19 protein-coding genes, 2 tRNA genes and 1 riboswitch are annotated in these 23668 nt (G+C 61.8%); of the genes, 15 read left to right on the forward strand and 6 right to left on the reverse strand.

Annotated elements, in window-relative coordinates:
* The first annotated feature begins 4 nt into the window (after window positions 1-4).
* The 3 genes from JHW44_RS19060 to uxaC are packed head-to-tail and all read left to right on the forward strand — an operon-like array spanning window position 5 to window position 5216.
* Window positions 5-2392 carry a glycoside hydrolase family 31 protein gene (locus tag JHW44_RS19060; RefSeq protein WP_089344089.1) on the forward strand — a complete coding sequence of 796 codons (2388 nt, stop codon included), beginning with the start codon at window positions 5-7 and terminating at the stop codon, window positions 2390-2392.
* On the forward strand, window positions 2379-3812 hold the full coding sequence (locus JHW44_RS19065) for a mannitol dehydrogenase family protein (protein ID WP_089344090.1): 1434 nt from the start codon (window positions 2379-2381) through the stop codon (window positions 3810-3812). Before JHW44_RS19060 ends, JHW44_RS19065 begins: the two co-directional genes overlap by 14 nt.
* A gap of 3 nt (window positions 3813-3815) precedes the next feature.
* Entirely contained in the window at window positions 3816-5216 is a 1401-nt protein-coding gene (uxaC, locus tag JHW44_RS19070; RefSeq protein ID WP_089344091.1) for a glucuronate isomerase, read from the forward strand.
* Between the two features lie 45 nt (window positions 5217-5261).
* On the opposite strand, the gene JHW44_RS19075 is transcribed toward uxaC, so the two are convergent.
* Window positions 5262-6341: an alcohol dehydrogenase family protein gene (locus JHW44_RS19075; protein WP_089344092.1), complete on the reverse strand. Its 1080-nt coding sequence runs from the start codon at window positions 6339-6341 to the stop codon at window positions 5262-5264.
* A 72-nt stretch (window positions 6342-6413) separates the two neighbouring features.
* Here JHW44_RS19075 and JHW44_RS19080 point away from each other — a divergent pair, with 72 nt between their 5' ends.
* The 11 genes from JHW44_RS19080 to JHW44_RS19130 all read left to right on the forward strand — a co-directional run bounded on the left by JHW44_RS19080 (window position 6414) and on the right by JHW44_RS19130 (window position 18532).
* Window positions 6414-6932, forward strand: a complete 519-nt coding sequence (locus JHW44_RS19080) for a TetR/AcrR family transcriptional regulator (RefSeq protein WP_089344093.1) — start codon at window positions 6414-6416, stop codon at window positions 6930-6932.
* A gap of 127 nt (window positions 6933-7059) precedes the next feature.
* The gene (locus tag JHW44_RS19085) at window positions 7060-8118 is read left to right on the forward strand and encodes a hypothetical protein (RefSeq protein ID WP_089344094.1); all 1059 of its coding nucleotides are present in this window, start codon (window positions 7060-7062) and stop codon (window positions 8116-8118) included.
* Window positions 8119-8146: 28 nt separating this feature from the next.
* Window positions 8147-8253, forward strand: a riboswitch (TPP riboswitch).
* The gene (locus tag JHW44_RS19090; protein ID WP_089344095.1) at window positions 8244-8855 is read left to right on the forward strand and encodes a YkoF family thiamine/hydroxymethylpyrimidine-binding protein; all 612 of its coding nucleotides are present in this window, start codon (window positions 8244-8246) and stop codon (window positions 8853-8855) included. It overlaps the preceding riboswitch by 10 nt.
* Window positions 8856-8878: 23 nt before the next feature.
* Complete coding sequence (locus JHW44_RS19095; RefSeq protein ID WP_089344096.1) at window positions 8879-9634, forward strand: ABC transporter permease; 756 nt, start codon at window positions 8879-8881, stop codon at window positions 9632-9634.
* Window positions 9627-10370, forward strand: coding sequence for an ABC transporter ATP-binding protein (locus JHW44_RS19100; RefSeq protein ID WP_089344097.1), 744 nt, complete (start codon window positions 9627-9629; stop codon window positions 10368-10370). The genes JHW44_RS19095 and JHW44_RS19100 overlap by 8 nt, the downstream gene beginning before the upstream one ends.
* Window positions 10367-11347 (forward strand): ABC transporter substrate-binding protein, encoded by a 981-nt coding sequence (locus JHW44_RS19105; protein WP_089344098.1) that lies wholly within the window; start codon window positions 10367-10369, stop codon window positions 11345-11347. Before JHW44_RS19100 ends, JHW44_RS19105 begins: the two co-directional genes overlap by 4 nt.
* 266 nt (window positions 11348-11613) lie before the next feature.
* A complete protein-coding gene (locus tag JHW44_RS19110; RefSeq protein ID WP_089344099.1) occupies window positions 11614-13443 on the forward strand; it encodes an ABC transporter ATP-binding protein in 1830 nt (609 codons plus the stop codon).
* Window positions 13444-13486: 43 nt separating this feature from the next.
* The gene (locus JHW44_RS19115) at window positions 13487-15010 is read left to right on the forward strand and encodes an ABC transporter substrate-binding protein (protein ID WP_218822555.1); all 1524 of its coding nucleotides are present in this window, start codon (window positions 13487-13489) and stop codon (window positions 15008-15010) included.
* Between the two features lie 71 nt (window positions 15011-15081).
* Entirely contained in the window at window positions 15082-16005 is a 924-nt protein-coding gene (locus tag JHW44_RS19120; RefSeq protein WP_089344100.1) for an ABC transporter permease, read from the forward strand.
* A gap of 5 nt (window positions 16006-16010) precedes the next feature.
* The gene (locus JHW44_RS19125) at window positions 16011-16850 is read left to right on the forward strand and encodes an ABC transporter permease (RefSeq protein WP_089344101.1); all 840 of its coding nucleotides are present in this window, start codon (window positions 16011-16013) and stop codon (window positions 16848-16850) included.
* Window positions 16847-18532: a M14 family metallopeptidase gene (locus tag JHW44_RS19130; protein WP_089344102.1), complete on the forward strand. Its 1686-nt coding sequence runs from the start codon at window positions 16847-16849 to the stop codon at window positions 18530-18532. The genes JHW44_RS19125 and JHW44_RS19130 overlap by 4 nt, the downstream gene beginning before the upstream one ends.
* Before the next feature lie 15 nt (window positions 18533-18547).
* Here JHW44_RS19130 and JHW44_RS19135 read toward each other — a convergent pair whose 3' ends face one another.
* The 5 genes from JHW44_RS19135 to JHW44_RS19155 all read right to left on the reverse strand — a co-directional run bounded on the left by JHW44_RS19135 (window position 18548) and on the right by JHW44_RS19155 (window position 22125).
* Entirely contained in the window at window positions 18548-19228 is a 681-nt protein-coding gene (locus tag JHW44_RS19135; RefSeq protein ID WP_089344103.1) for a GntR family transcriptional regulator, read from the reverse strand.
* Between the two features lie 122 nt (window positions 19229-19350).
* Window positions 19351-20616: a glutamate-5-semialdehyde dehydrogenase gene (locus tag JHW44_RS19140; protein ID WP_089344104.1), complete on the reverse strand. Its 1266-nt coding sequence runs from the start codon at window positions 20614-20616 to the stop codon at window positions 19351-19353.
* A gap of 124 nt (window positions 20617-20740) precedes the next feature.
* Window positions 20741-20817: transfer RNA gene (locus JHW44_RS19145), tRNA-Asp, on the reverse strand.
* A gap of 26 nt (window positions 20818-20843) precedes the next feature.
* A tRNA-Asp gene (locus tag JHW44_RS19150) sits at window positions 20844-20920 on the reverse strand.
* 95 nt (window positions 20921-21015) lie between these two features.
* Window positions 21016-22125 carry an anhydro-N-acetylmuramic acid kinase gene (locus tag JHW44_RS19155; protein ID WP_089344105.1) on the reverse strand — a complete coding sequence of 370 codons (1110 nt, stop codon included), beginning with the start codon at window positions 22123-22125 and terminating at the stop codon, window positions 21016-21018.
* Window positions 22126-22185: 60 nt separating this feature from the next.
* Between JHW44_RS19155 and tyrS the strand changes: the two genes are divergently transcribed.
* Window positions 22186-23430 carry a tyrosine--tRNA ligase gene (tyrS, locus tag JHW44_RS19160; protein WP_089344106.1) on the forward strand — a complete coding sequence of 415 codons (1245 nt, stop codon included), beginning with the start codon at window positions 22186-22188 and terminating at the stop codon, window positions 23428-23430.
* The last annotated feature ends 238 nt before the right edge of the window (window positions 23431-23668 follow it).

The raw sequence follows: 23668 nt of genomic DNA on the forward strand, positions 1-23668 counted from the left end.
TTGAATGAAAACGCTGAAAAACTGGGGCTTTCACAGCCGCGATGACGCCACCGTCACCCTGGACCTCGAAGCCGGTCGCCGCCTGCGCGTGGCGGTGCTGGAACAGGACCTGTTCCGGGTCTCGCTGATCGGGGCCAACGGCTGGCGGCAGGGGCGGACATGGTCCATTGCCCCCGACGCAGATGTGCCCTTCGAGGGCCGCGACCGCGATCTGAACTGCGGCTTTAGCTGCCCCGGCTATCAGTTTGCCGAAGAAGATGGCGCGCTGATCATTCAGACAGAGGCATTGCGCCTTCTCATTCGCGCACCGCTGCAGCTGATCTGGCAGGCTCGCATCGATGGCGAATGGCGCGTCTTTGCCACCGACCGCCCGACGGGGGCCTATATGGCTGGCACCCGCGATCACAGTCACGCCCATTTCCTGCTGCGCGAGTCCTCGGAACAGGTTTACGGTCTGGGCGAAAAGACCGGCGATCTGGAACGTTCCGGGCGCCGCTTTGAAATGCGCAATCTGGACGCCATGGGCTATGACGCGGAAAGCACCGATCCGCTTTACAAGCATATCCCCTTTACCATGACGCGCACCCGGAACGCCGGATCATGGTCGATCTTCTACGACAATCTTGCCAGTTGCTGGTTCGATCTGGGCAATGAGCTGGACAACTATCACCGTCCCTATCGCGCCTATCGCGCACAGGATGGCGATCTGGATTACTATATGAGCTGGTCTCCCGATCTGGCCGGTCTGACACGGCGTCAGGCCTGGCTGACCGGCGGCACGGCCTTCCCGCCGCGCTGGTCCCTGGGCTATTCCGGATCGACCATGAGCTATACCGACGCGCCGGATGCACAGGATCAGGTCAGCGGCTTTCTGGACAGGATCACCGAACATGACCTGCCCTGCGACAGCTTCCAGATGTCGTCGGGCTATACCTCGATTGGCGACAAGCGCTATGTGTTCAACTGGAACACCGAGAAATTCCCCGACATTGACGCCATGGCGGCGCAATATGGCGAACGTCAGGTTCATCTGATTGCCAATATCAAGCCCTGTCTGCTGCAGGATCATCCCCGCTACGCCGAGGCTATGGAGGCAGGGCTGTTCGTGCGCGACAGTGAAAGCGATGCGCCCGAACGTTCGGTCTTCTGGGATGACGAAGGGTCGCATCTGGATTTCACCAATCCCGATACGGTCGAATGGTGGAAATCGAATATTGCAACGCAATTGCTGGCCCATGGCATCGGCTCCACCTGGAATGACAACAATGAATACGAAATCTGGGACGGCGCGGCGCGCTGTCACGGCTTTGGCGATCCCATCGAGATCGGGCTGATCCGACCGCTGATGCCGGTGCTGATGACCCGCGCCTCGCGCGATGCGCAGATCGCCCATGCGCCCGCCACGCGGCCCTATCTGATCAGCCGTTCCGGCGCACCGGGCATTCAGCGCTATGCCCAGACATGGACCGGCGACAATCGCACCGACTGGAAGACCATCCGCTACAACACCCGGATGGGGCTGGGGCTGTCCATGTCGGGTATCTTCAATATCGGCCATGACGTTGGCGGATTTTCCGGACCGCGCCCCGAACCCGAGCTGTTCCTGCGCTGGGTGCAGAACGGCATTTTCCACCCGCGTTTCACCATCCATTCCTGGAATGATGATGGCACGGTGAACGAACCGTGGATGTATCCTGAAATCCTGCCGCAGATCAGGGCCGCGCTCGATCTGCGCTATCGCCTGATCCCTTATCTTTATTCTGCATTGTATCAGGCGGTGGTGGATCATCAGCCGATGCTGCGCCCGACATTGATGGACCATGAAAACGATCCGCGCTGCTTCGAGGAAAGCGACGACTTCCTTCTGGGGCGCGATCTGCTTGTGGCCACGGTGATGGAACGCGGCGCGACAGAGCGCAGGGTCTGGCTGCCCGACAATGGCACCGGCTGGTATGACTTTCACAGTCAGACCTGGCACGCACCGGGGCAGAGCATCACCTTGCCGGTCACCCTTGACACCATACCGCTGTTCGTGCGCGCCGGCGCGGTGCTGCCCCTGTCGGCAGGCGCCAAACGCGCCGCAAGCGAGGCCGATCCAAACCGCAGTCTGGCCATTTTCCCTGCCCAGGGCACCTTCTGCGATCACGCCCTGCTGTATGAAGATGACGGTGTCGATGCAAGGGCCCTCGATGGGGCACATTGGCTGCTGGATGTTCAGGTGAATGGCAGCGAGGATGCAATTGACCTGACACTGACGGCCTCGGGTGACTGGCTACCCCAATGGCAGAAATTGACGGTCACCCTGCCCGCATCAGAGACCCGTGTCCTGCGGATCAATGGCGTCGAAACGGATCATATTCTTGCAAGCAAGGTGCCCCATGCAGAGCATTGACCATATCGCCTTCTCATATGATCGCGCAGCCCTGCGGCCCCGCATCCTGCATATCGGCTTTGGAGCTTTCGCGCGCGCCCATCAACTGGTCTATCTGAACGAAGCCCTTGCCAAGGGGGGCGATTGGGGTGTTGTCGCCTGCCGTCTGAATTCAGGTCAGGCCGAACTGGACGCGCTGGACGCGGCGGATCACCTGTATCACGTGATCGAGGCCGATGACCACGGCATCACCGCGCGCCAGATCGGCGCAGTTTGCGCGACGCTGCACCCCAAACGCGACGGGACAGACCGTCTGCTGGCGCAGATTGCCCAGCCGGATCTGGCCATCATCTCGCTGACCATCACTGAAAAGGGCTATACGCTGCGCGACGGGCATCTTGATCTGCAACATCCCGGAGTTGCCGCCGATCTTGCCGCGCCCGAAGCGCCGAGCACCGCCATCGGCGTGATCGTCGCCGGACTGGCGCAGCGTCGCGCGGCCGGGCTTGGCGGGCTGGCGATCATGTCATGCGACAACCTTCCCCATAACGGTGCATTGGCCCGCCGCGCGGTGATGGAATTCGCGCGCCAACGCGACAGCGGGCTGGCCGATTGGATTGACAGCAAGGTTACCTTCCCATCGACCATGATCGACCGGATCGTTCCCGCGCTGGACTCCGACGCGCTGGACCTGATCGAACGGGCAACCGGGAAACGCGATGAAAACAGCATCGTCGCAGAACCCTTCCGCCAATGGGTTATCGAGGACAGTTTCGCCGCTGGTCGTCCCGCATGGGAAGAAGCCGGCGCGCAGATTGTCCCCGATGTCGGCCCCTATGAGGACATGAAGCTGCGCATGCTGAATGGCGCGCATAGCTTTCTGGCCTGTCTGGGGACGCTCTCGGGGCATCGCACCATCGCCGATTGCATGAATGATGCCGGACTGAAACGTGCCGCACGCAGGCTGATGGTCGGGGAACAAGCCCCCACCCTGCGCCCGGTGGCGGGGATCGATCTGTCCGGATATGCCGATGACCTGATCGCCCGTTTCGGCAATTCGCGCCTGCATCATCAGACCCGCCAGATTGCCACCGACAGCAGTGCGAAACTGCCCCAGAGGCTGATCGCTCCCGCCGCGCAGCATCTTGCTGCAGACGAGGGCTGCCCGCTGACATTTCTGGGGATCGCCGCATGGCTGCGCCATGTCCGTGTGACGGTCGAGGCAGGGGATCCCCTGCCCGATCCGCTGGAGCGCGAGTTGCGCCAGATCGTTCAGGACCACGCTGATGGTTCCGAATTCGTCGCCGCCATGCTTGCGTTGTCACAGGTCTTCCCCGCCGAACTGGCCAATGATCCCCGCTTCGCCCGCCCGGTCGCCGCCGCCTATGCGGTCCTGAGTCAGGGCAACATCAGCAACGCCATCGCGCAAACCTGCGAGTAACCCATGACAACATTCCTTGGCCCGGACTTTCTGCTGGACACCCCCGAGGCGCAGCGCCTGTATCATGAGGTCGCGGCCGATCTGCCGATCGTCGATTACCACAACCACCTGCCCCCGGCCGAAATCGCCGAAGACCGGCATTGGGACAACCTGGGACAGCTTTGGTTGGGCCATGACCACTACAAGTGGCGCGTCATGCGGTGGGCGGGCATTCCCGAAGATCGGATCACCGCTCCGGCCACGGATCGCGAGAAATTCGATGCCTTTGCCGAGGCCATGCCCCGATTGGTGATGAACCCCGTGCACCATTGGTCGCATCTGGAGCTTTGGCGCTATTTCGGTCTGGAGGGCACGGTTCTGTCCCCCGACACGGCAGATCAGGTCTGGGACCATGTGAATGCGATGCTGCCCGGCAAGGAATTCGGCGCGCGCGGATTGTTGCGCCAGATGAATGTGAAATTCCTGGGCACGACCGATGACCCGCTGGACGATCTGGCCCACCACAAGAAATTGCAGGGCGATCCCGAGCTTGTCGTCGCACCCAGTTTCCGACCCGATCGGGTCTTCCAGATCGAGGCCGCGGGGTTCGTGCCCTATATTCAGGCCCTGGCAACCCTGACCGGAAGCGAAATCCGCGATTTCGATGGTCTGGCCGAGGCGCTGTTGCAGCGTCTGGACCATTTCGTCGCGCATGGCTGTCGGGCGGCCGATCACGGCATCGAACTGCTTGATTGCGGGGCCGAATATCCGTCCAGCCAGCTGGACGACGTGCTGCGCCGCCGTCTTGACGGAGAGGTTCTGGACAGCGCCGATGCAGCAGCCCTGCGCGCGGCGCTTTTCGTGACCTTGGGGCGGGCCTATGCGGCACGCGGCATCGTCATGCAGCTGCATATCGGTCCGCTGCGCAATAACAGCAGCCGCCTGCTGGAACGGATCGGGCGCGATGCCGGCACCGATTCCATGAATGATTTTGCCATTGCCGCGCCCTTGAACGCCTTGCTGGACCGGCTGGATCGCAGCGACGAGCTGCCCGCGATGGTGCTGTATTCGGTGAACCCGGCTCATAACGCGATTCTGGCCACCACTGCCGGGAATTTTCAGGATGGCAGTCGCCCCGGCAAGATTCAGGCCGGAACCGCCTGGTGGTTCAATGACCAGTTGGACGGCATGCAGCGCCAGATGAACGATCTGGCGCAAATGGGGCTGATTTCTACCTTCCTTGGAATGCTGACCGACAGCCGCTCGTTCCTGTCCTTCACACGGCATGAATATTTCCGGCGACTGCTGTGCCGGATGATAGGTCAATGGCACAAGGACGGCCTGCTGCCCGGTGACCAGACGGCGCTGAACGATCTGGTGCGCGACATCAGCTATCGCAATGCCGCGAAATGGTTTCTGGACTGAGCATGACAGGCCCCCGCATCTTTGATGCAGGGGCCGGAATGCGGATCAGTCGCGCACCTGAATCGCGATCTTGCCGATATGCGCCTTTGACAGGAACGCCTCTTGTGCGCTGCGCAGATCGCGCAAGGGATAGCTGGCGGCGACAACCGGGCGGATCTCACCAGCTTCGATATAGCTGACAAGATCGGTGAAGATATTGTCGGGCTGGAAGGTGCTGCCAAACAGCGACAGGTCACGCAGATAGAGGGTGCGCAGATCCAGTTCGACGATCGGACCTGCAATCGCTCCGGCGGTGACATAGCGGCCACCGGCCCGCAGTGTATCTATCAGCTCGCCCCAGCGTGCGCCGCCAACGAGGTCGATGACCATGTCGAATTCCTGCGCGGGAAACGGCCCGTCGCGGTCCAGGGTTTCATCGGCCCCCAGTTCCAGCAACGCCCCCGCCTTTTGCGGCACTGTCAGCGCGGTGACATGCGCCCCGCGTCTTTTGGCCAACTGGATCGCGGCCGAGCCGACCCCGCCCGAAGCCCCGGTGATCAGCACACGCTCGGCCCCCAGAGCAGCGCGCTGGATCATGCCCTCGGCGGTGGAAAAGGCGCAGGGAAAAGTCGCCAGTTCGGCGTCCGACAGGTCCGATTTCACCGCGATCGCGTGGCGCGCCGGCATGGTGACATATTCGGCAAATCCGCCGTCACATTCCGAACCCAGGGTCTCGAAGTCCAGACCATCACCCCGCCCCGGACCGGTGGCATACATCGCCCGCAGCAGCACCCGCTCGCCAATACGCGACGGCGGGACATCGGCCCCTGTCGCGACGATCTCTCCGCAGCAATCAGCACCCTGGACGCGGGGAAATTTCAACGCGGCGCCCGACCATGCGCCATCGGCCTCGGTCGCCCCGCCATAGCCTTCGCTGGCACCCGAGGCCGTATCGCCGCGCACGCTCCTGGAATACCAGCCGGTCCGCGTGTTCACGTCGGTATTGTTCAGCGCCGCCGCGCCCACACGCAGCAAGACTTCATCCGCTGCGGGCTGGGGCACCGGCAGATCCTCGCGCCACTGCAGCTTGTCCAGACCGCCATGGCCGGTCAGAACCACGCCCTTCATGGTTTCGGGAACAGTCATCGCGATCACCTCGTCTTGGTAGAATGTTTGCTCTACTTGCTCGGGTAGAGCAAACATTCTACATGGTCAAGCATGAGCGATATGATGACCAGAATTTCAGCCGGGCTTGAGCGCGCATTCGCCACGGGTGGCTTTGCACAACCAAGCGTCGAGGATTTGCGCGATGCCGCCGGGGTCAGCCTGCGCACGCTGTACAAATACACCCCCTCGCGCAGCGACATGGTCTATGCCGCGCTGGAGTATCGGCACCGGCGCTATCTGGCGCATGTCCTTGATGATCTGCCTCGGGATCCGCGCCGGGCCGTGCTGGACCTGATGGATCGGGTCGGCGGTTGGATGATCGCCGAGGCCTCGCACGGCTGCCTGTTTCACGCCGCCGTTGCTGCCGCCCCCGGCGACGCAAGATTGCGCGACCTGCTGGAGCGCCACAAATCCGAGGTCGCTGCGCGTGCCGCAGCCGCAACCGGGCTGGAAGGTCGGGAAGTGGCCCTGTTGCTGATCGTGGAAGGTCTGACCCAGACCTGGCCTCTGCATCGGGAAAAGGCCGTCAGCAGTGCGAAGCTGTTGGCGCAGGGCTTGCTTGGCTCATAGATCGCAACCACGGGGAAACCCGCTTGCCTGCAGAGCGGCAAGGCCGCACCTTGCAAAACGGCCACAGCCGCCATCGGGCAGATCGGCCACGACTGGAACCGGACGCAATTCAGAGTCTTGATCAGGAATGTTATACATCCATATCGGCACCCAGAAGACCGGATCATCCTCCATTCAGCACGTTCTGAATATGAATGCGCCGTTTCTGGAAAAGCACTCGCTGCGCTATCTGCATGCGGGCCGCCAGAAGCCGGCTGACATGCGCATCCACCACAATCCGGTGGCGGCCATGCTGCTGTCGGGGGATGGCGCGCGTTTCGGCCGCGAACTGCACAGGGAACTGGCACGATCCCGGTGTCGCGATGCCATCCTCAGCGGCGAATTGCTCTCTCAGCCCGGCGTGGCGACACGCCTGCATGACATCCTGCCCGAACCCTTGCAGGATCAAACCAGGATCGTGGTCTATCTCAGACGCCCCGATCTTTACGTCGAGAGCCTGTTCAAACAGCGGGTCAAGGCCGATGCCACAACATCCACGGCCCGACAATTTCTGCGTCAGCATCACGCCAGGCTGCTGCACAGCCAGATCATCGACGAATATGCGGACAGTTTCGGAGAGCAGAGCATCATCCTGCGCCCCTATGACCCTTGTCACCTGCTGAATGGCAATGCTGTTGATGACTTTCTCAATGTCCTTGGCATCACCGAAACCGCCGATCTGATCACGCCGGCCGAGCCCGCCAATACTTCCTTTTCGCTGGCCTTCAGCCAGATGTCCGGGCTGGCCGTCCGACAACTGCAGCTGACCGCTCCGGCGATCACGAGCGCGGCCCAGAAACTGGCGCCGGCAGGAATTTCCAGATCGCGCGATGTCTATCATCTGGACAGACGCCGCTGGATCGTGTCGCAGCACGCCGATCAGATCGAAGCCCTGCGACGCCGGTTCCGACCCGATCTGGAGGCGCTGTTCGATCTGTCCGATCTGAGCGAAGGTGCCAAGGATCCCTTTCCGACCGAGAAAGAGCAGATCAAGTTGATGCGCGACGCCAGCGCCGCAATATTCAGGATATTGCCCTATCTGCAGGAAGAGCGGAAACCGCCATCGCTGCGCCGCGCAATCTCGCAATATTTGCCGGGATCGCCATTTCGGCACGGCTTCGCGTTTCGACGCCGCCCGGACGCTTGACAGCAGCATGCCATTGCCCGATGTTGCGCGCCATAAACGGGGGTGCTCACAGCGGGGCTGAGATGCGCATTGCAGCGCGAACCCTTCACAGCTGATCCGGGTAATGCCGGCGGAGCGAGGATCGCATGTTCATTGGCGCACAAGTGTCTCTTTATCCGATGACCTCGGATTTCGTTCAGGTCATCATGTCCGGGCTGAAGGCCCTGGACCCCTATCGTGACGATCTGCGCATCGAGACTGATGACATGTCCACGCTGATGGTCGGCGCGCCCGGTCCGCTGATTGATGCGATCCGCGACCTGTTCGCGACGACGGCACGCAATCCTGCCCATTCGACCATGCATGTCACCCTGTCGCGCGGCTGCCCCGGTGAACCCGATGATCCATCCTGCCGTTGCGACATTCTGGCCATAGCCCAGAATACACCGCTGGCGCAGCGACAGCTTCAGGCACAAGAGGCCGTGGCTGAAGCCCCGGATATGGGCGTGCAGATCGATGTGCAGTTTTCCCTGTATGTGCTGGGCCAGGATCGGCATATGGACGAAATCTACGGCTGCATCGAGTTCCTGAAATCCTCGGGCACCTTCCTGCGTTCCAAGAACTTCTGCACCCGCCTGCGCGGCGATGCCGGCGCGGTCTTCGAAACGCTGCGGCAGGCATTCCTGCGCTTTGGTCCAGCCGAGGGACATGTGACCATCGATCTGACCGCCTCGGCCAACAGCCCCAGCAAAGATTGAGGCTGCAGCGCAAGGAAAGCCTCATGCTGACCCGCGTCCTGCCGACCTTGATCCTTGCCGTCCTGCTGCTGGCGGGATGGGAGGTCTATTGCCACATGGCGGATGTCTCGCCGCTGATCCTGCCGCCGCCTTCCGGGGTATTCCGGGCGCTGATGCAGAACCGCGCCGAGATCGGCATGCATGCCGGTGTGACGCTGGCGGTGGCGACGCTGGGTTTTTCGCTGTCGGTGGGCTTTGCCTTTGTCACCTCGGTGCTGCTGCATTTCAATGGCTGGGCCGAACGAGGGCTGATGCCGCTGTTCGTGGCCAGCCAGACCGTGCCGCTGGTCGCGCTGGCGCCGCTGATGATCCTGTGGTTCGGCTTTGGCCTGCTGCCCAAGGTCCTGCTGGTGATCCTTGTCACTTTCTTTCCGATGCTGCTCAGCCTGTTGTCGGGCTATCGTCAAACCCCGCCTGCTTTCCGTGAATTGCTGGGGTCTATGGGCGCGGGCCGCTGGAGCGTATTTCGCCGCGCCACGCTTCCCTCGGCGCGTGCGGCATTTCTGGCGGGCCTGCGGATTTCGGCCACCTATGCGATCGTCGCGACGATCTTTGCCGAATATGCCGGGGCACGGCGCGGGCTGGGCATCTATATCCTGTCGGCCAAGAACAATTTCCGGGCCGATCTGGTGTTGGCCGCAGTGGTCGTATCGGCCTGCCTGACCCTGACCCTGCTGGGCGTGCTGCGGCTGATAGACCGGCTGACCGCCAAGGGGCCAGAGGCCCGCAGCCATGCTTGAGATCCGCAAGCTGTCGATCCGCACCAGAGAACGCGAATTGCTGTCAGAGCTGTCGCTTTCGCTGGCCGACGGGACCATGACCGCGCTGATCGGCCCCTCGGGCTGCGGCAAGACCTCGGTGCTGAAATGGCTGGCCGGCATCCTGCCCGATGCCATGCAGGAAAGTGGACAGTTGCTTCTGGATGGCGTCCCCGTGACACGCCCGCATCCGGCCCTGTGCTATCAACCGCAAAGCGATGCGCTGTTTCCATGGCTGACCATCATCCAGAATGCGGCCATCGGGCTGGAAATTGCCGGACTTTCGCGCGATCATGCCCGCCAGCAAGTGGCCCCGCTTTTTGCAACCTTCGGTCTGGAAGGCTGCGAGCAGATGTTCCCCGCTCAGTTGTCCGGCGGAATGCGCCAACGCGCAGCCTTCCTGCGCACCGTCGTTCAGGAAGGCCGCTTCATCCTGCTGGACGAGCCGTTCTCGGCGCTGGACGCCGTGACCCGCCTGCGCATGCAGGACTGGCTGCTGCAAAGATTGCACGAACGCCCGCGCGGAGTTCTGCTGGTCACGCATGATCTGCATGAGGCCGCGACGCTGGCAGACCGGATCATCGTCATGTCATCCGGTCCCGGCCGCATCATTGCCGATATCCCGGTAACCACCCCGCGCGACCAACGCGACGAAGCAACGCTTGCGCCCCTGCGTGACCGATTGAAATCCCTGCTGCTGAAGGAGACCACGACTTGATCCGCCCTCTTATATTTGCCGCGACCCTGATCGCGCCCCTGTCGGCCCTGGCCGAAACGCCGGTGACCATCGCGTTGGACTGGACGCTGAACACCAATCATATCGGCCTTGTCGTCGCGCAGGATCGTGGATTCTACGAAGACGCCGGGCTGGATGTCGAGATTCTGCCCTATTCCGACACCAGTTCTTCGGCACTGCTGGCGGCGGGTGCGACAGATTTCGCCTATCTGACCTCGCTGGGTTTCATGAGTGCCAAGGCCGCCGATGCCGATCTGGTTGCGCTTTGGGCGACGATGCAGCACGAAAACGGGCGGCTCGTCTATAACAGCGACAATACCGAAATCACCCGCCCCGCCGATCTGTCGGGCAAGACCTATGCCGGTTTCGGCAGCGCATGGGAAGCCGCGCTGATCGGCACGATGATCGCAAATGATGGCGGGGAACCGGTCTGGGACACGGTCACGCTTGGCACCGGCGCCTATGAAGCGCTGGCCTCTGGCGCGGTGGATTTCACGCTGGAAGTCGCCACATGGGAGGGCGTCAACGGCGAGCTTCTGGGCCGCAAACAGTCATCCTTCACCTATGCCGACTATGGCATTCCCGACCAGCAGAACGGCTATATCGGCACCCGTAGCGAGGTTCTGGCCGAACACCCGGACATGGTGCGCGATTTCATGCTGGCAACCCAGAAAGGCTATGAATGGGCCGCCGACCATCCCCGCGCCGCCGCGCAGATCCTGATCCAGTCGGGCGATTTTCCCAATCAGGCGCTGGTCCATGCCTCGATGGTCGCCATTGCGGCTGGCGGCTATCTGCGCGACGGGGACACGCCGGTGGGCAAGATCGACGGCGAACGCTTTGCAAACATGGCGCACTTCCTGTTCGACAGCGGCGTTCTGAAGGACAGCGATGGCGATGTTCTGACATGGCCGGGAGATGTTTCCGACTGGTATGACCAAAGCTGGATGATCAACTGACGCCAGCCCCGCAACCGTTTTGAATTGAGCAGGCCGCCCTCTCTGGGCGGCCTTTGCTTTCGGACCATACCAGACTGGATACGTGTGGGATCACTCCATTTATTGTTCAACAATTTTTATTTCTAGTAGACTTATTTTTCAAAATCACCCTCTTGATTTATGTTTTTTGCGGTGGCTTTAATGAATTCGCGCGTCATGCATGCCGTGCAAATGACTTGAACTGAAACATGCGGCGAAAAAGCACGCTCCGGTCTCAGAGGGCACAGATGAAAGACATGCATCCCACCTCGATTCTCTCGATCCAGGGGCTGTCCGTCTCCTTTGGCACCAGTCAGGTCATTCGGGATCTCAGCTTTGACGTGCCGCAGGGCCGGACCGTCGCCGTCGTCGGTGAAAGCGGCTCGGGCAAGAGCGTGACCTCACTGTCGATCATGCGTCTCGCCGATCTGAATGGCGCCCGATATGACAGCGGCGCGATCATCCTGCATGACAAGGACGACTCCACCGATCTGCTGGCACTCGGCCAGGAAGATGTCCGCAGCATCCGCGGCAAGGACATCGCGATGATCTTTCAAGAGCCGATGACCTCTTTGAACCCGGTCTATACGATCGGCGATCAGATCGCCGAGGTCCTGATGCTGCACGAAAACATGTCGCGTCAGGATGCCCTTGCCGAGGCCGTGCGCCTGCTGTCTCTGGTGCGCCTGCCCGATGCGCAGGGCGTGATCCACCGCTACCCACATCAGCTGTCCGGAGGCATGCGCCAGCGCGTCATGATCGCCATGGCGGTCGCCTGTCGCCCCCGCCTGCTGATCGCTGATGAGCCGACAACCGCGCTGGATGTGACGATTCAGGCACAGATTCTGGATATCCTGCGTGACCTTCAGGCCGAACTGGGCATGTCGATCATCTTCATCACCCATGACATGGGCGTGGTCGCCGAAATTGCCGATGATGTGGTGGTCATGTGCAGGGGCGAAAAGGTCGAGGAAGGGCCGGTAGAGCGCATCTTTGCCGATCCCCGTCATCCCTATACCCGCAGCCTGCTGTCCGCGGTGCCGAAACTGGGCGAGATGACAGGTCAGGACTTTCCCTGCAAGACCCCGCTGACCATGCTGGTTGACGGCGAACCCCGGCTAGTCGGGGAGCGCCGGATTCAGGACACCGCGCAAACGGCGGGCGGCCCCTTGCTGAAAGTGCAGGATCTGTCGGTTCGCTTTGCCCTGAAAAAGACCTGGTATGGCAAGGTCACCCATGTCTGCCCCGCCGTCACCAATGCGCAGTTCGAGATCTATCCGGGCGAGACGCTGTCGCTTGTCGGGGAAAGCGGGTCGGGCAAATCGACCATCGCACGCGCGATCATGCAACTGAATTCGCCTAGTGCAGGCGATATCGCCTTTGATGGGAAACCGATGTCGCAAATGAACCTGGGCGAAAGGCAAAGGCTGCGACAGGAGATCCAGTATATCTTCCAGGATCCTTTTGCATCGCTGGATCCGCGCAGGACCGTCGGCTGGTCCATCGCCGAGCCTGTGCGCACCCATGGCCTGCTGGACAATGACCGCGATATCGCGCGGCGGACCGGAGAATTGCTTGAACGGGTCGGCCTGCCTGCCAGTGTCGCTTCGCGCTATCCCCATCAGTTCTCGGGCGGTCAGCGACAGCGGATCTGCATCGCCCGCGCCCTTGCCAGCAAGCCCCGCCTGATCATCGCCGATGAGGCGCTGTCGGCGCTGGATGTATCGATTCAGGCGCAGATCATCAATCTGTTCATGGATCTGCAAAAGGATGACGGGCTGGCCTATCTGTTCGTCAGCCACGACATGGCCGTGGTCGAGAAGATGAGCCATCGCGTCGCGGTCCTGTATCTGGGGCAGATCGTCGAGATGGGCAGCCGTCGGCAGATTTTCGAAGAAACCGCGCACCCCTATACCCGCCGCCTGCTGTCCGCCGTGCCCCATCCCGACCCGACGGTGCGTCGCATGCGCAGCACGCTTGAAGGCGAAATTCCCTCGACGACCCGCCGCATCGGGGAAGAACCCGCCCCCGCAACCTATACCGAAGTCTCGCCCGGACATCTCGTGGCCGGTTGCTAGTCTCGACACCCAATTCAGAACAGTCACCAACAGGAAGCTCGGAATGAAACAGACATTGACCGCGATGGCCATTGCCCTGGCCGCTCTGACCGCCGGACAGCCCAGCACGGCCCAGGCCGAGGGCAAGCTGATCGTATCATCGCCGCAGGATCCCGGCAGTTGGGACCCGATCGACACCTTTCTGGTGAACTGGGCCTCGCTGGCCACCAATGTCTTCGAGGGACTGACCTATCGGGGTCCCGACATGAAGCTGGTGCCCGGACTCGCGACCTCATGGGAGGTTCTGGATGACGGCCTGCGCATCCGCTTTTCGCTGCGCGAAGGCGTGACCTTCCACAATGGCGAACCCTTCGATGCCGAGGCAGTGAAATTCACCTTTGATCGCCTGCTGGGCAATGAAGGCGCAAAAGGCCCGCAACAGGCCAATTACTCTGCCATCGATTCAGTCGAGATCATCGACGCGCATACCGTCGATTTCCATCTGTCGCAGCCCGATGCAGTTCTGCTGACCAAGCTGGCCGGATATGGTGCGATGATCGTGCCGCCAAGATATATCACCGAAATGGGCGACGATGTTTTCAACATCAGACCGGTGGGAACAGGCCCGTTCCGGATGACCTCATACGAGCCGAAAATCGGCGTCAAGCTGGAAGCCTTCGAGGATTACTGGGGCGGCGCACCGGAACTGTCCGAACTGGAATACCGCTTTATCACCGAACCTGCGACCGCGCTGGCGGAACTGCAATCGGGCGGTGTCGATCTGGTCATTCCGCCGACCATCCCGGTGGGCATGATCCCGACCATCGAGGCCGCCGACAATCTGGAACTGGTGACAACCGCCGGACCGACTGTCACCGCGCTGCGCTTTGATACCAGCCGCGGCATCACCGCCGATGCGGATGTCCGCAAGGCACTGATCATGGCAGTCGATCGCGAGACCATCGTCAATACGGTTCTGGGCGGTCAGGCCTCGGTCATCGCCTCATTCCAGGGCGAACGGTCCTTCGGTTACGACCCCGAAATGAAGCCCCTGCCCTATGATCCCGAAGCGGCCAAGGACTTGCTGAAAAAGGCAGGCGTCGCGCCCGGTGCCAGTGTCGAGATCAACACCCGCGGCAATGATGCGACTTTCAACGAGGTCGCGCAGGCCGTCGCCGCCTATCTGAGCATGGTCGGCGTGAACGCGACGATCAAACCCTATGAAACCAATGTCTTGCTGAACGACATCATTCCCCAGGGCAAGACCGGCGAGATGTTCCAGCAAAGCTGGGGCGGCTGGACCTTCGATTTCGACAACACCGCCTATGCGATGTATCACACGGGCCAGAAATGGAACCCTTATGACAGCGATCCCAAGCTGGATGAGATGCTGGAGACGCAGCGCCCGCTGGCCGACCCGGCCGAGCGTGAGCGCCTGTTGCAGGAGATTGCGGCCTATGCCGCGGATCGCGCGCTCGAGATGCCGCTTTACAATCTGAACGCCATCTATGCGATCAACAAGCGGGTCAAGAACTTCGAGCCCGCACCTGACAGCCGCCTGAAGCTGAACCACGTCAGCGTCGAATAGGCGCCCTTGCAGCGGCGGCGCCAGATTCGGTGCCGCCGCGCCTTTGTTCCGTAACTTTGAAAGGCCCGTCCATGGCAGCCTTCCTGCTGAAACGTCTGGCGCAAGCCGTGTTCGTGGTGATGGTCGTCACCCTGATTGTCTCGGTCGCGGTGCGGATGACCGGTGATCCGGCAATGATGATCGCGCAGGGTGCAACCGACATCACCGAGGCCGATCTGGAGCGCATTCGTGAGGGTCTGGGACTGAACGAACCCTTCCTGTCACAATATCTCGCGACATTGTCCGGGCTGTTCACCTGGGATTTCGGCCGCAGTTTCCTGGGCGGGACACCGGTTTCGACATTGATCGGAAACGCCCTGCCCGCAACGCTGCTGCTGGCTTTCACCTCGTTGCTGGTGTCGATCATCCTTTCGATCCCGCTTGGCATCCGTGCGGCGATCCGGCGCGGGAAATGGGAGGACCAGCTGATCCGCATCCTGTCTCTTGTCGGGTTGTCATTCCCGAATTTCTGGCTGGCGACGATGCTGGTGCTGCTGTTTTCGATCACATTGCAATGGCTGCCACCCAGCGGCATGAACGGGATCGCCTCTTTCGTGATGCCTGCCGTGACCATGGGCGTCATCCTGACCGCGACCAATGTCCGGCTGGTGCGCACGGCCATGCTGGACGTGATGCAATCGCAATATATCATGGTGGCCCGCGCCAAAGGGCTGTCCGAGCGTACGGTGCTGTACAAGCACGCGCTGCGCAATTGCGCGATTCCTCTGATCACCTTTCTGGGCCTGCAGTTCGGAGGCCTGCTGGGCGGGATCGTGGTGGTCGAGCGCGTCTTCAACTGGCCCGGCATGGGCAGCCTGGCCTTTGATGCCGTGGCCGGGCGCGACTATCCGGTTCTGCAATCGGTCATCATGATCCTTTCCACGCTGATCGTGCTGGTCAATCTGCTGGTCGATATCGCCTATGGGTTGATCGATCCGCGGATCAGGACGGAGTAACCCCGATGACCGCTTTTCTGAAATCACGCTACTTCTCTCTGGAATTCATTCTTGGTCTTGGGCTGACCCTGGGCATCACGCTTTGCGTGCTGTTGTCGGGCTGGTTGTTTCCCGGAGCCGGCGATATCGACCTGACCGCGCGACTGATCCCTCCCTTTGCGCAGCCGGCCCATCCTTTCGGAACCGATCCTCTGGGTCGCGATGTGATGGCCCGTGTCTTTGCCGGCGGCTGGATATCTTTGCAGGTCGGCTTTGTCTCGGTTCTGGGATCGGTCCTGGTCGGCGTCACGGTCGGCCTGATCGCCGGATATTACCGCGGGCTTTGGGATATCGTCGTGATGCGTTCGGCCGATATTCAGCTGGCGCTGCCCTTCATCCTGCTGGCCATTACCATCATCGCCATTGTCGGGGGCAGCCTGACCAATACCATCATCCTGCTGATCGTCTCGCAATGGGTGCAATATGCAAGACTGGTGCGGGCGCAGGTTCTGGCATTGCGCGAGCGCGAATTCGTGCTGGCCGCGCAGGCCATGGGGGTCAAGGGGCGCAAGATCATCCTGCAACATCTGCTGCCCAATCTTCTGGGACCGGTGATCGTCCTGATGACTCTGAATGTCGCCAACAACATCCTGCTGGAAAGCAGCCTGACCTTTCTTGGGTTGGGCGTGGACCCGACCATCCCCAGCTGGGGCGGCATGCTGGCCGATGGCCGAACCTATCTGCAAACCGCCTGGTGGGTCAGCGTCTTTCCCGGTCTTGCCATTCTGCTGACAGTGCTTGGCCTCAACCTGCTGGGCGACTGGCTGCGCGATACTCTGGACCCGACGGGAAGGACCGAAAGATGAATTTCCACGCCAGACCGCAACCCACGCTGGATTGGCTGGTCGCCACCGCGACCGACGCCTTCGAAGCATGGACCTTCGACGACCGGGCGGCGCGTCAGCGGGCCCGCGAAGCGCTGGCGGCCAAGGGCATCCAGGCCCGCATCCACAGTGCCTACAAGCCGCTGCTGCATTTCTTTCTGGAAGATGTCAGGCCCGGCCTGCTGGCCGCAACCATTCGCTGGCCATTCCATCCCGCTGCCGAGCCGAACCGATTTCTGCTCGAGACCTACCCGCTGGCGGCCCTGTTCCCCCAGGCCCAGCTGCGCTTTGAAAAAGGTGCCGAAGGCTGCGTCTATCAGGTCGAACTGACCTATCCGGACGGGACAGAAAGCCATGAGGTGCTGGCCCCAAACCATGTCCATGTCGATCACATTGGTGAAACGGTCCTGTCTCCGACAGGCTGGCTGATCGACGCCCAGGGCGCGCGGCGTCTGGAAACCGATTACGAACAGATTTTCCGGGGTGCCATCTCGGCCATTGCCGGTCACGACTGGGGCGACAGCGAACCTCTCTTCGAAGAGCTGAACATTGCCGCCGCCGTGCCCGCGCGGGATCTGGATCTGGGCCGTGGCGATGAGATTGTCAGCCTTGCCGAGGCCCTGCATGAGGATCTCTATTTCTCATGTCTGGAACTGTTCCAGAAACGCTCTGGCAGACCTTTGGGGGACCGGCATTTGCAACCCGGCCAGATCGTGCCCGAGGTCCGCCATGGTCCGCTATGCGAGATCCGCGTCAGCCTGAAGTCTTTTGACCGGCAGGATCGCGGCGGCCCATTGCAATCTCTGGATCGCGCGACCGAGCCGCTGTCCGTTGCGCAGATCCGCGCTGAACTCGACAGGATCGGCGGCACCCCCCTTGCCGCGCAAAGCCGTGCCGCACGGCAGGTCGAAGCTCGCCACCACAGGGGGCAGGGCAAACCGGTCATGATTTCCGCCGGGCAGCATGCCAATGAAACCACCCCGGTGGTCGGTGCCCTGCGTGCAGCGCACCGGCTGGCGCTTCAGGACGCGGACTTCGTGATCTCGCCCCTGGAAAACCCTGATGGCTATGCCTTGCACGGGCGGCTTTGCGAACTGACTCCCCGCCACATGCTGCATGCGGCGCGCTATACGGCACTTGGCGATGACCTTGAATACCGCGAGGCCGCCGGTGCGCTTTTCGAAAAAGAGATCCGCAGGCAGGCCGAGGCGGTCTCGGGGGCGCGGCTGCACATCAACCTGCATGGCTATCCGGCCCATGAATGGACCCGCCCGCTGACCGGCTACATTCCCCGCAATTTCGCCATGTGGACCCTGCCCAAGGGTTTCTTCCTGATCCTGCGGTATCGCGAAGGCTGGAAAGCCACGGCGCAGGAACTGATGGAGCGCGTCACCACTGCGCTGCTGGAGGTCGAGGGACTGGCTGAACTCAATGCCCGCCAGATCGCCCTGTACAGGATCCATGCGGGTGAAACCGGATTCGAGATGATCAACGGCTTTCCCTGCTATCTGCAACAGGACGACCGTCACTCGGTGCCGCTGACCCTGATCACCGAATACCCGGACGAAACCATTTATGGTCCGCAATTCGTCGCAGGCCATCAGGCACAGATGCAGGTGGTGCTGGCGGCCCACGCCGCCTGGCAAGAGATCGGCACAGGCTGAGGGTTGCGGGCAGGATCAGCCCCTGCCGCCCTGCCCCGACAAGGCTGCAAGAACGGCACGTTCGGATTGCGACAGATAGCGGTCAAGCTGGCGCGCGGCAGCCTCATACTGACCCTCCTGAACCATTGCCAGCAGATCGGCATTCATCCCGATATAGGGCTCATGCAGGTCTTGCGGCACCTTCAGCAATCCAAAGGCCAGACGCAATTCCGCTGCAAGATTGCCGTAAAATGTCGTCAGCTTGGGGCTGTCGGCCAGTTCGACAATGGCGGCGTGGAAATCCATGTTGGCATTGCCGACGGCGCGCCAATCCTGTCTTGCCTGTGCATCCTGCGCCGCCGCCACGGCCTGCGCCATGCGCGCTACCGCCGGATGACGGCCGTGCGTCATGCGCAGGGCCTGGCATTCGATGATCCGGCGGATGTGATAGATGTCGATAATCGCACCCATCGACGGCGTGGCCACAAAGACGCCGCGATTGGTCTTGTGCTCAAGCAGCCCGTCCTTGGTGAGCAGGCGGAACGCCTCGCGCAGGGTATTGCGCGATACGCCCATATCCCGTGCCAGAGCGGCCTCGGACAGTCGCTGACCCGGTGTCAGTTCGCCAAATGTCAGGCGCGCCCGAATGCGGTCGGCAACCTGTTCGGCAAGGGTAAGCGCGGGATTGACCACGGGCTGGAACTCCGGAAACGACATGGCAGAAGAGCCACCCGGCCATTGTATTACGGGCCAGGCATTTTGTTCAACATTCCATGTCGTTTGTCATAAAATCAGACAGCCACCCGCCTCTTCCGGGCCGGGTGGCTGTCCAGAGCGCCCTAGCTCCGCACCGTTCCGTCGCCGGTGACCAGATATTTGAAGCTGGTCAGTTGCTCGGCCCCGACGGGTCCGCGGGCGTGCATCTTGCCGGTCGCAATGCCGATTTCGGCCCCCATGCCGAATTCACCGCCATCGGCGAACTGGGTCGAAGCGTTGCGCATCAGGATGGCGCTGTCCAGCCCGGCACAGAATCGCGCGGCGGTCGCATCATTTTCGGTCAGGATCGATTCGGTGTGCTGGCTGCCGTATTGGCGGATATGGGCAATCGCGCCCTCGACGCCGTCAACCAGCCTGGCCGCGATCACCATGTCCAGAAATTCCTTGCCGAAATCCTCGGGGCTGGCGGGCACGGTTCCGGCAATCTGGGCCAGATCGCCATCGGCACGGACCTCGACCCCGGCGGCAAGCAGATCGGCAATCAACGTTTCGCGCAACAGGGGATCGGCCTTGCTGTCGATCAGCAGGCATTCCGCCGCTCCGCATATGCCCGTTCTGCGCGTCTTGGCATTCAGAACCACCCGCCGCGCCTTGGCGGCATCGGCGTCGTGATCCACATAGACGTGGCAGATGCCTTCCAGATGCGCGAAAACCGGAACGCGGGCTTCACGCTGCACCAGCCCGACCAACCCTTTGCCGCCACGGGGAATGATCACATCGATCAGGCCCTGCGCCTGCAACATCGCGGTGACGGCCTCGCGGTCGCGTGTGGGCACCAGTTGAATGGCGGCTTCGGGCAGACCGGCCTGCCGCAACCCCTGCACCATGCAATCATGGATGGCCTGGCTGCTGTGCAGGCTTTCCGAGCCTCCGCGCAGGATCACCGCATTGCCGGACTTCAGCGCCAGCGCCCCGGCATCGGCGGTTACATTGGGGCGACTTTCATAGATGACGCCAATAACCCCGATCGGTGTACGCACCTGCTGGATATGCAATCCGTTCGGGCGGTCCCATTCGGCAATCACCGCACCGACGGGGTCGCGCTGTTCGGCCACGGCGCGCAAACCGTCCTCGATCCCGCGCAGCCGGTCGGTGTCCAGAGTCAGACGATCCATCATGGCATCGCTCAGGCCCTTGGCCCGGCCAAAGTCCAGATCCTGCGCATTCGCCGCCAGAATCGCCTCGGCATTCGTCCGGATTGCGTCGGCCGCGCCGATCAATGCGGCATGTTTGCGCTCGGCAGAGGCCGTCGCAAGGTCGACCGCCGCCGCCCGCGCCGCTTCGCCCATATTCGTTACCAGCGCCTTTGCGTCACCCATGTCCTTCATCGTCCTGCAATCCTGCCCCTCTGGATATCCTGCTCCTGCATAGCCAGTTCAGCCGGAAAACAGGAGTCCCGAAATCAACGGCAAAGGCAGCAGATCACTGAATTTCAAAGGGGGATGGAGGAAATGGCGCGGTTGACGGGACTCGAACCCGCGACCCCCGGCGTGACAGGCCGGTACTCTAACCAACTGAGCTACAACCGCGCATATATCCGGGCGAAAGGTGCAAGTGGCGCGGTTGACGGGACTCGAACCCGCGACCCCCGGCGTGACAGGCCGGTACTCTAACCAACTGAGCTACAACCGCACACTCACCTTACCCCAGCTAATCGCCCGCTGGGGTGAGCGGGGTTTACGCAGCCCGCTCGCGCTCGTCAAGAGATCACAGAATAAAAAATGACATTACGCGCAACTTCTTTTCGGATGGCTGATCCTGCCACCGCAAACGGGGCCCGCAACGCCAGTCGTCATTGGGCCCGAGCAGGGCAATCCCTTCAGAACGCGCACCGCCAGCCAGGCGAAAGCCTGGGCCTCCAGCATGTCGCCATCCAGCCCGGCGGCCTCGACGGGGCGGACATTTGCTGGCAGTTGAGCGCCCAGGGCCGACATGATCGATTCGTTGTGCCGTCCGCCACCACATACCAGCACGGTCGAAGGCGCCGAGGGCAGCCAGCGCCAGCCCGCCGCGACCGCAGCCGCCAGCGCCGCCACCAATGTCGCGGCCGCATCTGCATCGGAAAGTGCTTCGACCGCGGCGGACAATTCGACGAACTGATCGCGATCCAGGGATTTCGGCGCAGGCCGTTCGAAATAAGGATGGGCCAGAAACCGTTGAAGAACCGACTGATTCGTCCGCCCCCGTGCAGCCAGCCTGCCGCCACTGTCATGGCTTTGACGCAGGCGCTTGCGCATCAGATCATTGATCGGCGCATTCGCAGGCCCCGTATCAAAGGCCAGACAGGCGCCATTCTCTTCAGGCGTGTCACAAGAGGGATCAACCCAGGTGATATTGCCGACACCGCCCAGATTCAGAAAGGCGACCGGCGCGGCGGGCAACAGACCGGCCCCGACAGCCCAACGCGCGCAAGCCCAATGGAAAAACGGCGCAAGAGGCGCACCCTCGCCTCCCTGCCGCACGTCTTCGCTGCGAAAATCCCAAACCACAGGGCGGCCCGTCTTGTGTGCCAGCGCCACCCCGTCGCCCGCCTGATGGGTGCCGCGCCCGTGCGGATCATGCGCAAGGGTCTGCCCGTGATAGCCGATCACCTCGACATCGGGAAATTCGCCGGCCAGATCGGCGTGGCAGGCAACGGAAATCCCGGCGGCCTCATCCACGCCCGCCTCGCCGGGCCAGCGGCCAAGGGCACCATGCAGAACCGCGGCCTCATTGTCCGAATAGCTGCGGAAGCGACTGTCGCCGAAGCTGGCGATGGTGATGCCGTCCGTCTCGATCTCTGCCGCGTCCACCCCGTCAAGCGAGGTTCCCGACATCATTCCCAAAGCCCGGATCATCGCGCCTTTTCCTTTGACATTTCCGCCGGTATATCCGCTTCGATCAGAAGGAAACAGCCCATGACCTACAGCCCCAAGTCCGATTTCCTGCAAATCATGTCCGAGCGCGGCTATATCGCCGATTGCACCGATTATGAAAATCTGGACAAGGCCCTGCTTGCCGGGCCGGTCACGGCCTATATCGGTTATGATGCCACGGCGGCATCGCTGCATGTCGGTCACCTGCTGAACATCATGATGTTGCGCTGGTTCCAGAAAACCGGCAACCGCCCCATCACCCTGATGGGTGGTGGCACGACCAAGGTCGGCGATCCGTCCTTCCGCTCGGATGAACGCCCCCTGCTGGACCAGCAGGCGATCCAGTCCAATATCGACGGCATGCAGGCCGTCTTTTCGCGCTATCTTGATTACAAGGATGGTGCCGCGCTGATGCTGAACAACGCGGAATGGCTGGACCACCTGAACTATCTGGAATTCCTGCGCGACATCGGCCGGCACTTCAGCGTGAACCGCATGTTGTCCTTTGAATCGGTCAAATCGCGTCTGGACCGGGAACAGTCGCTGTCCTTCCTGGAATTCAACTACATGATCCTGCAGGCCTATGACTTTCTGGAGCTGCACCGCCGCTATGGCTGTCAGCTGCAGATGGGCGGATCGGATCAATGGGGCAATATCGTCAATGGCATCGACCTGACGCGGCGCGTCGATGACGCGACGATCTGGGGACTGACCTCGCCGCTGATGACCACCAGCGACGGGCGCAAGATGGGCAAGTCGCAAGGCGGTGCGATCTGGCTGAATGGCGCGATGCTCAGCCCCTATGACTTCTGGCAATTCTGGCGCAACATGGCCGATGCCGATGTCGGGCGCTTCCTGCGTCTGTATACCGAGCTGCCCCTTGACGAATGCGCCCGCCTTGGCGCCCTGCAGGGATCCGAGATCAACGAGGCCAAGATCCTGCTGGCCAATGAGGTCACCACCCTGCTGCACGGGGCCGAAGCCGCCGCCAGCGCCGAGGCCACGGCCCGCGAAGTCTTTGAACAGGGCGGTGCCGGTGGCGATCTGGAGGTCGCGATTCTGGCTGCTGACGCGCTGACGCAGGGCATTTCCCTTGTCCAGATGCTGGTGCAAACCGGAATCACCAGCAGCGGCAAGGAAGCCAAGCGTCTTTTGGCCGAGGGCGGATTGCGCCTGAACAACGAAGTCGTCAGGGATCCGCAAACACCTGTAAATGCAGAATTGATCGGCGAGGGGCTGAAGGTCTCGGTCGGCAAGAAGAAGCATCGCATAGTGAAAATCGGCTAAGGCGGCCACTGCATGACAGGGTTGCGATGCAGGGTTCCGCTGCGTCGCAGCACTGGAAGAACAGGCCTTGCGGTGCTATTTTGATTCTCGGTGGAGGAACCAACTTTGACCTGAGATATCATTATGGCACAAAGCACACCCCTACCCGCCGCGGCACCGCGCAACCCGAATTCCGAGATAGACGCTGTTCTGGAACAGATGTTCGGCTACTTCAGCCGCGATCTGCCCAAACGCCCTG

This window comes from Paracoccus seriniphilus (assembly GCF_028553745.1).
In the GTDB taxonomy this organism is placed as follows: Bacteria; Pseudomonadota; Alphaproteobacteria; order Rhodobacterales; family Rhodobacteraceae; genus Paracoccus; species Paracoccus seriniphilus.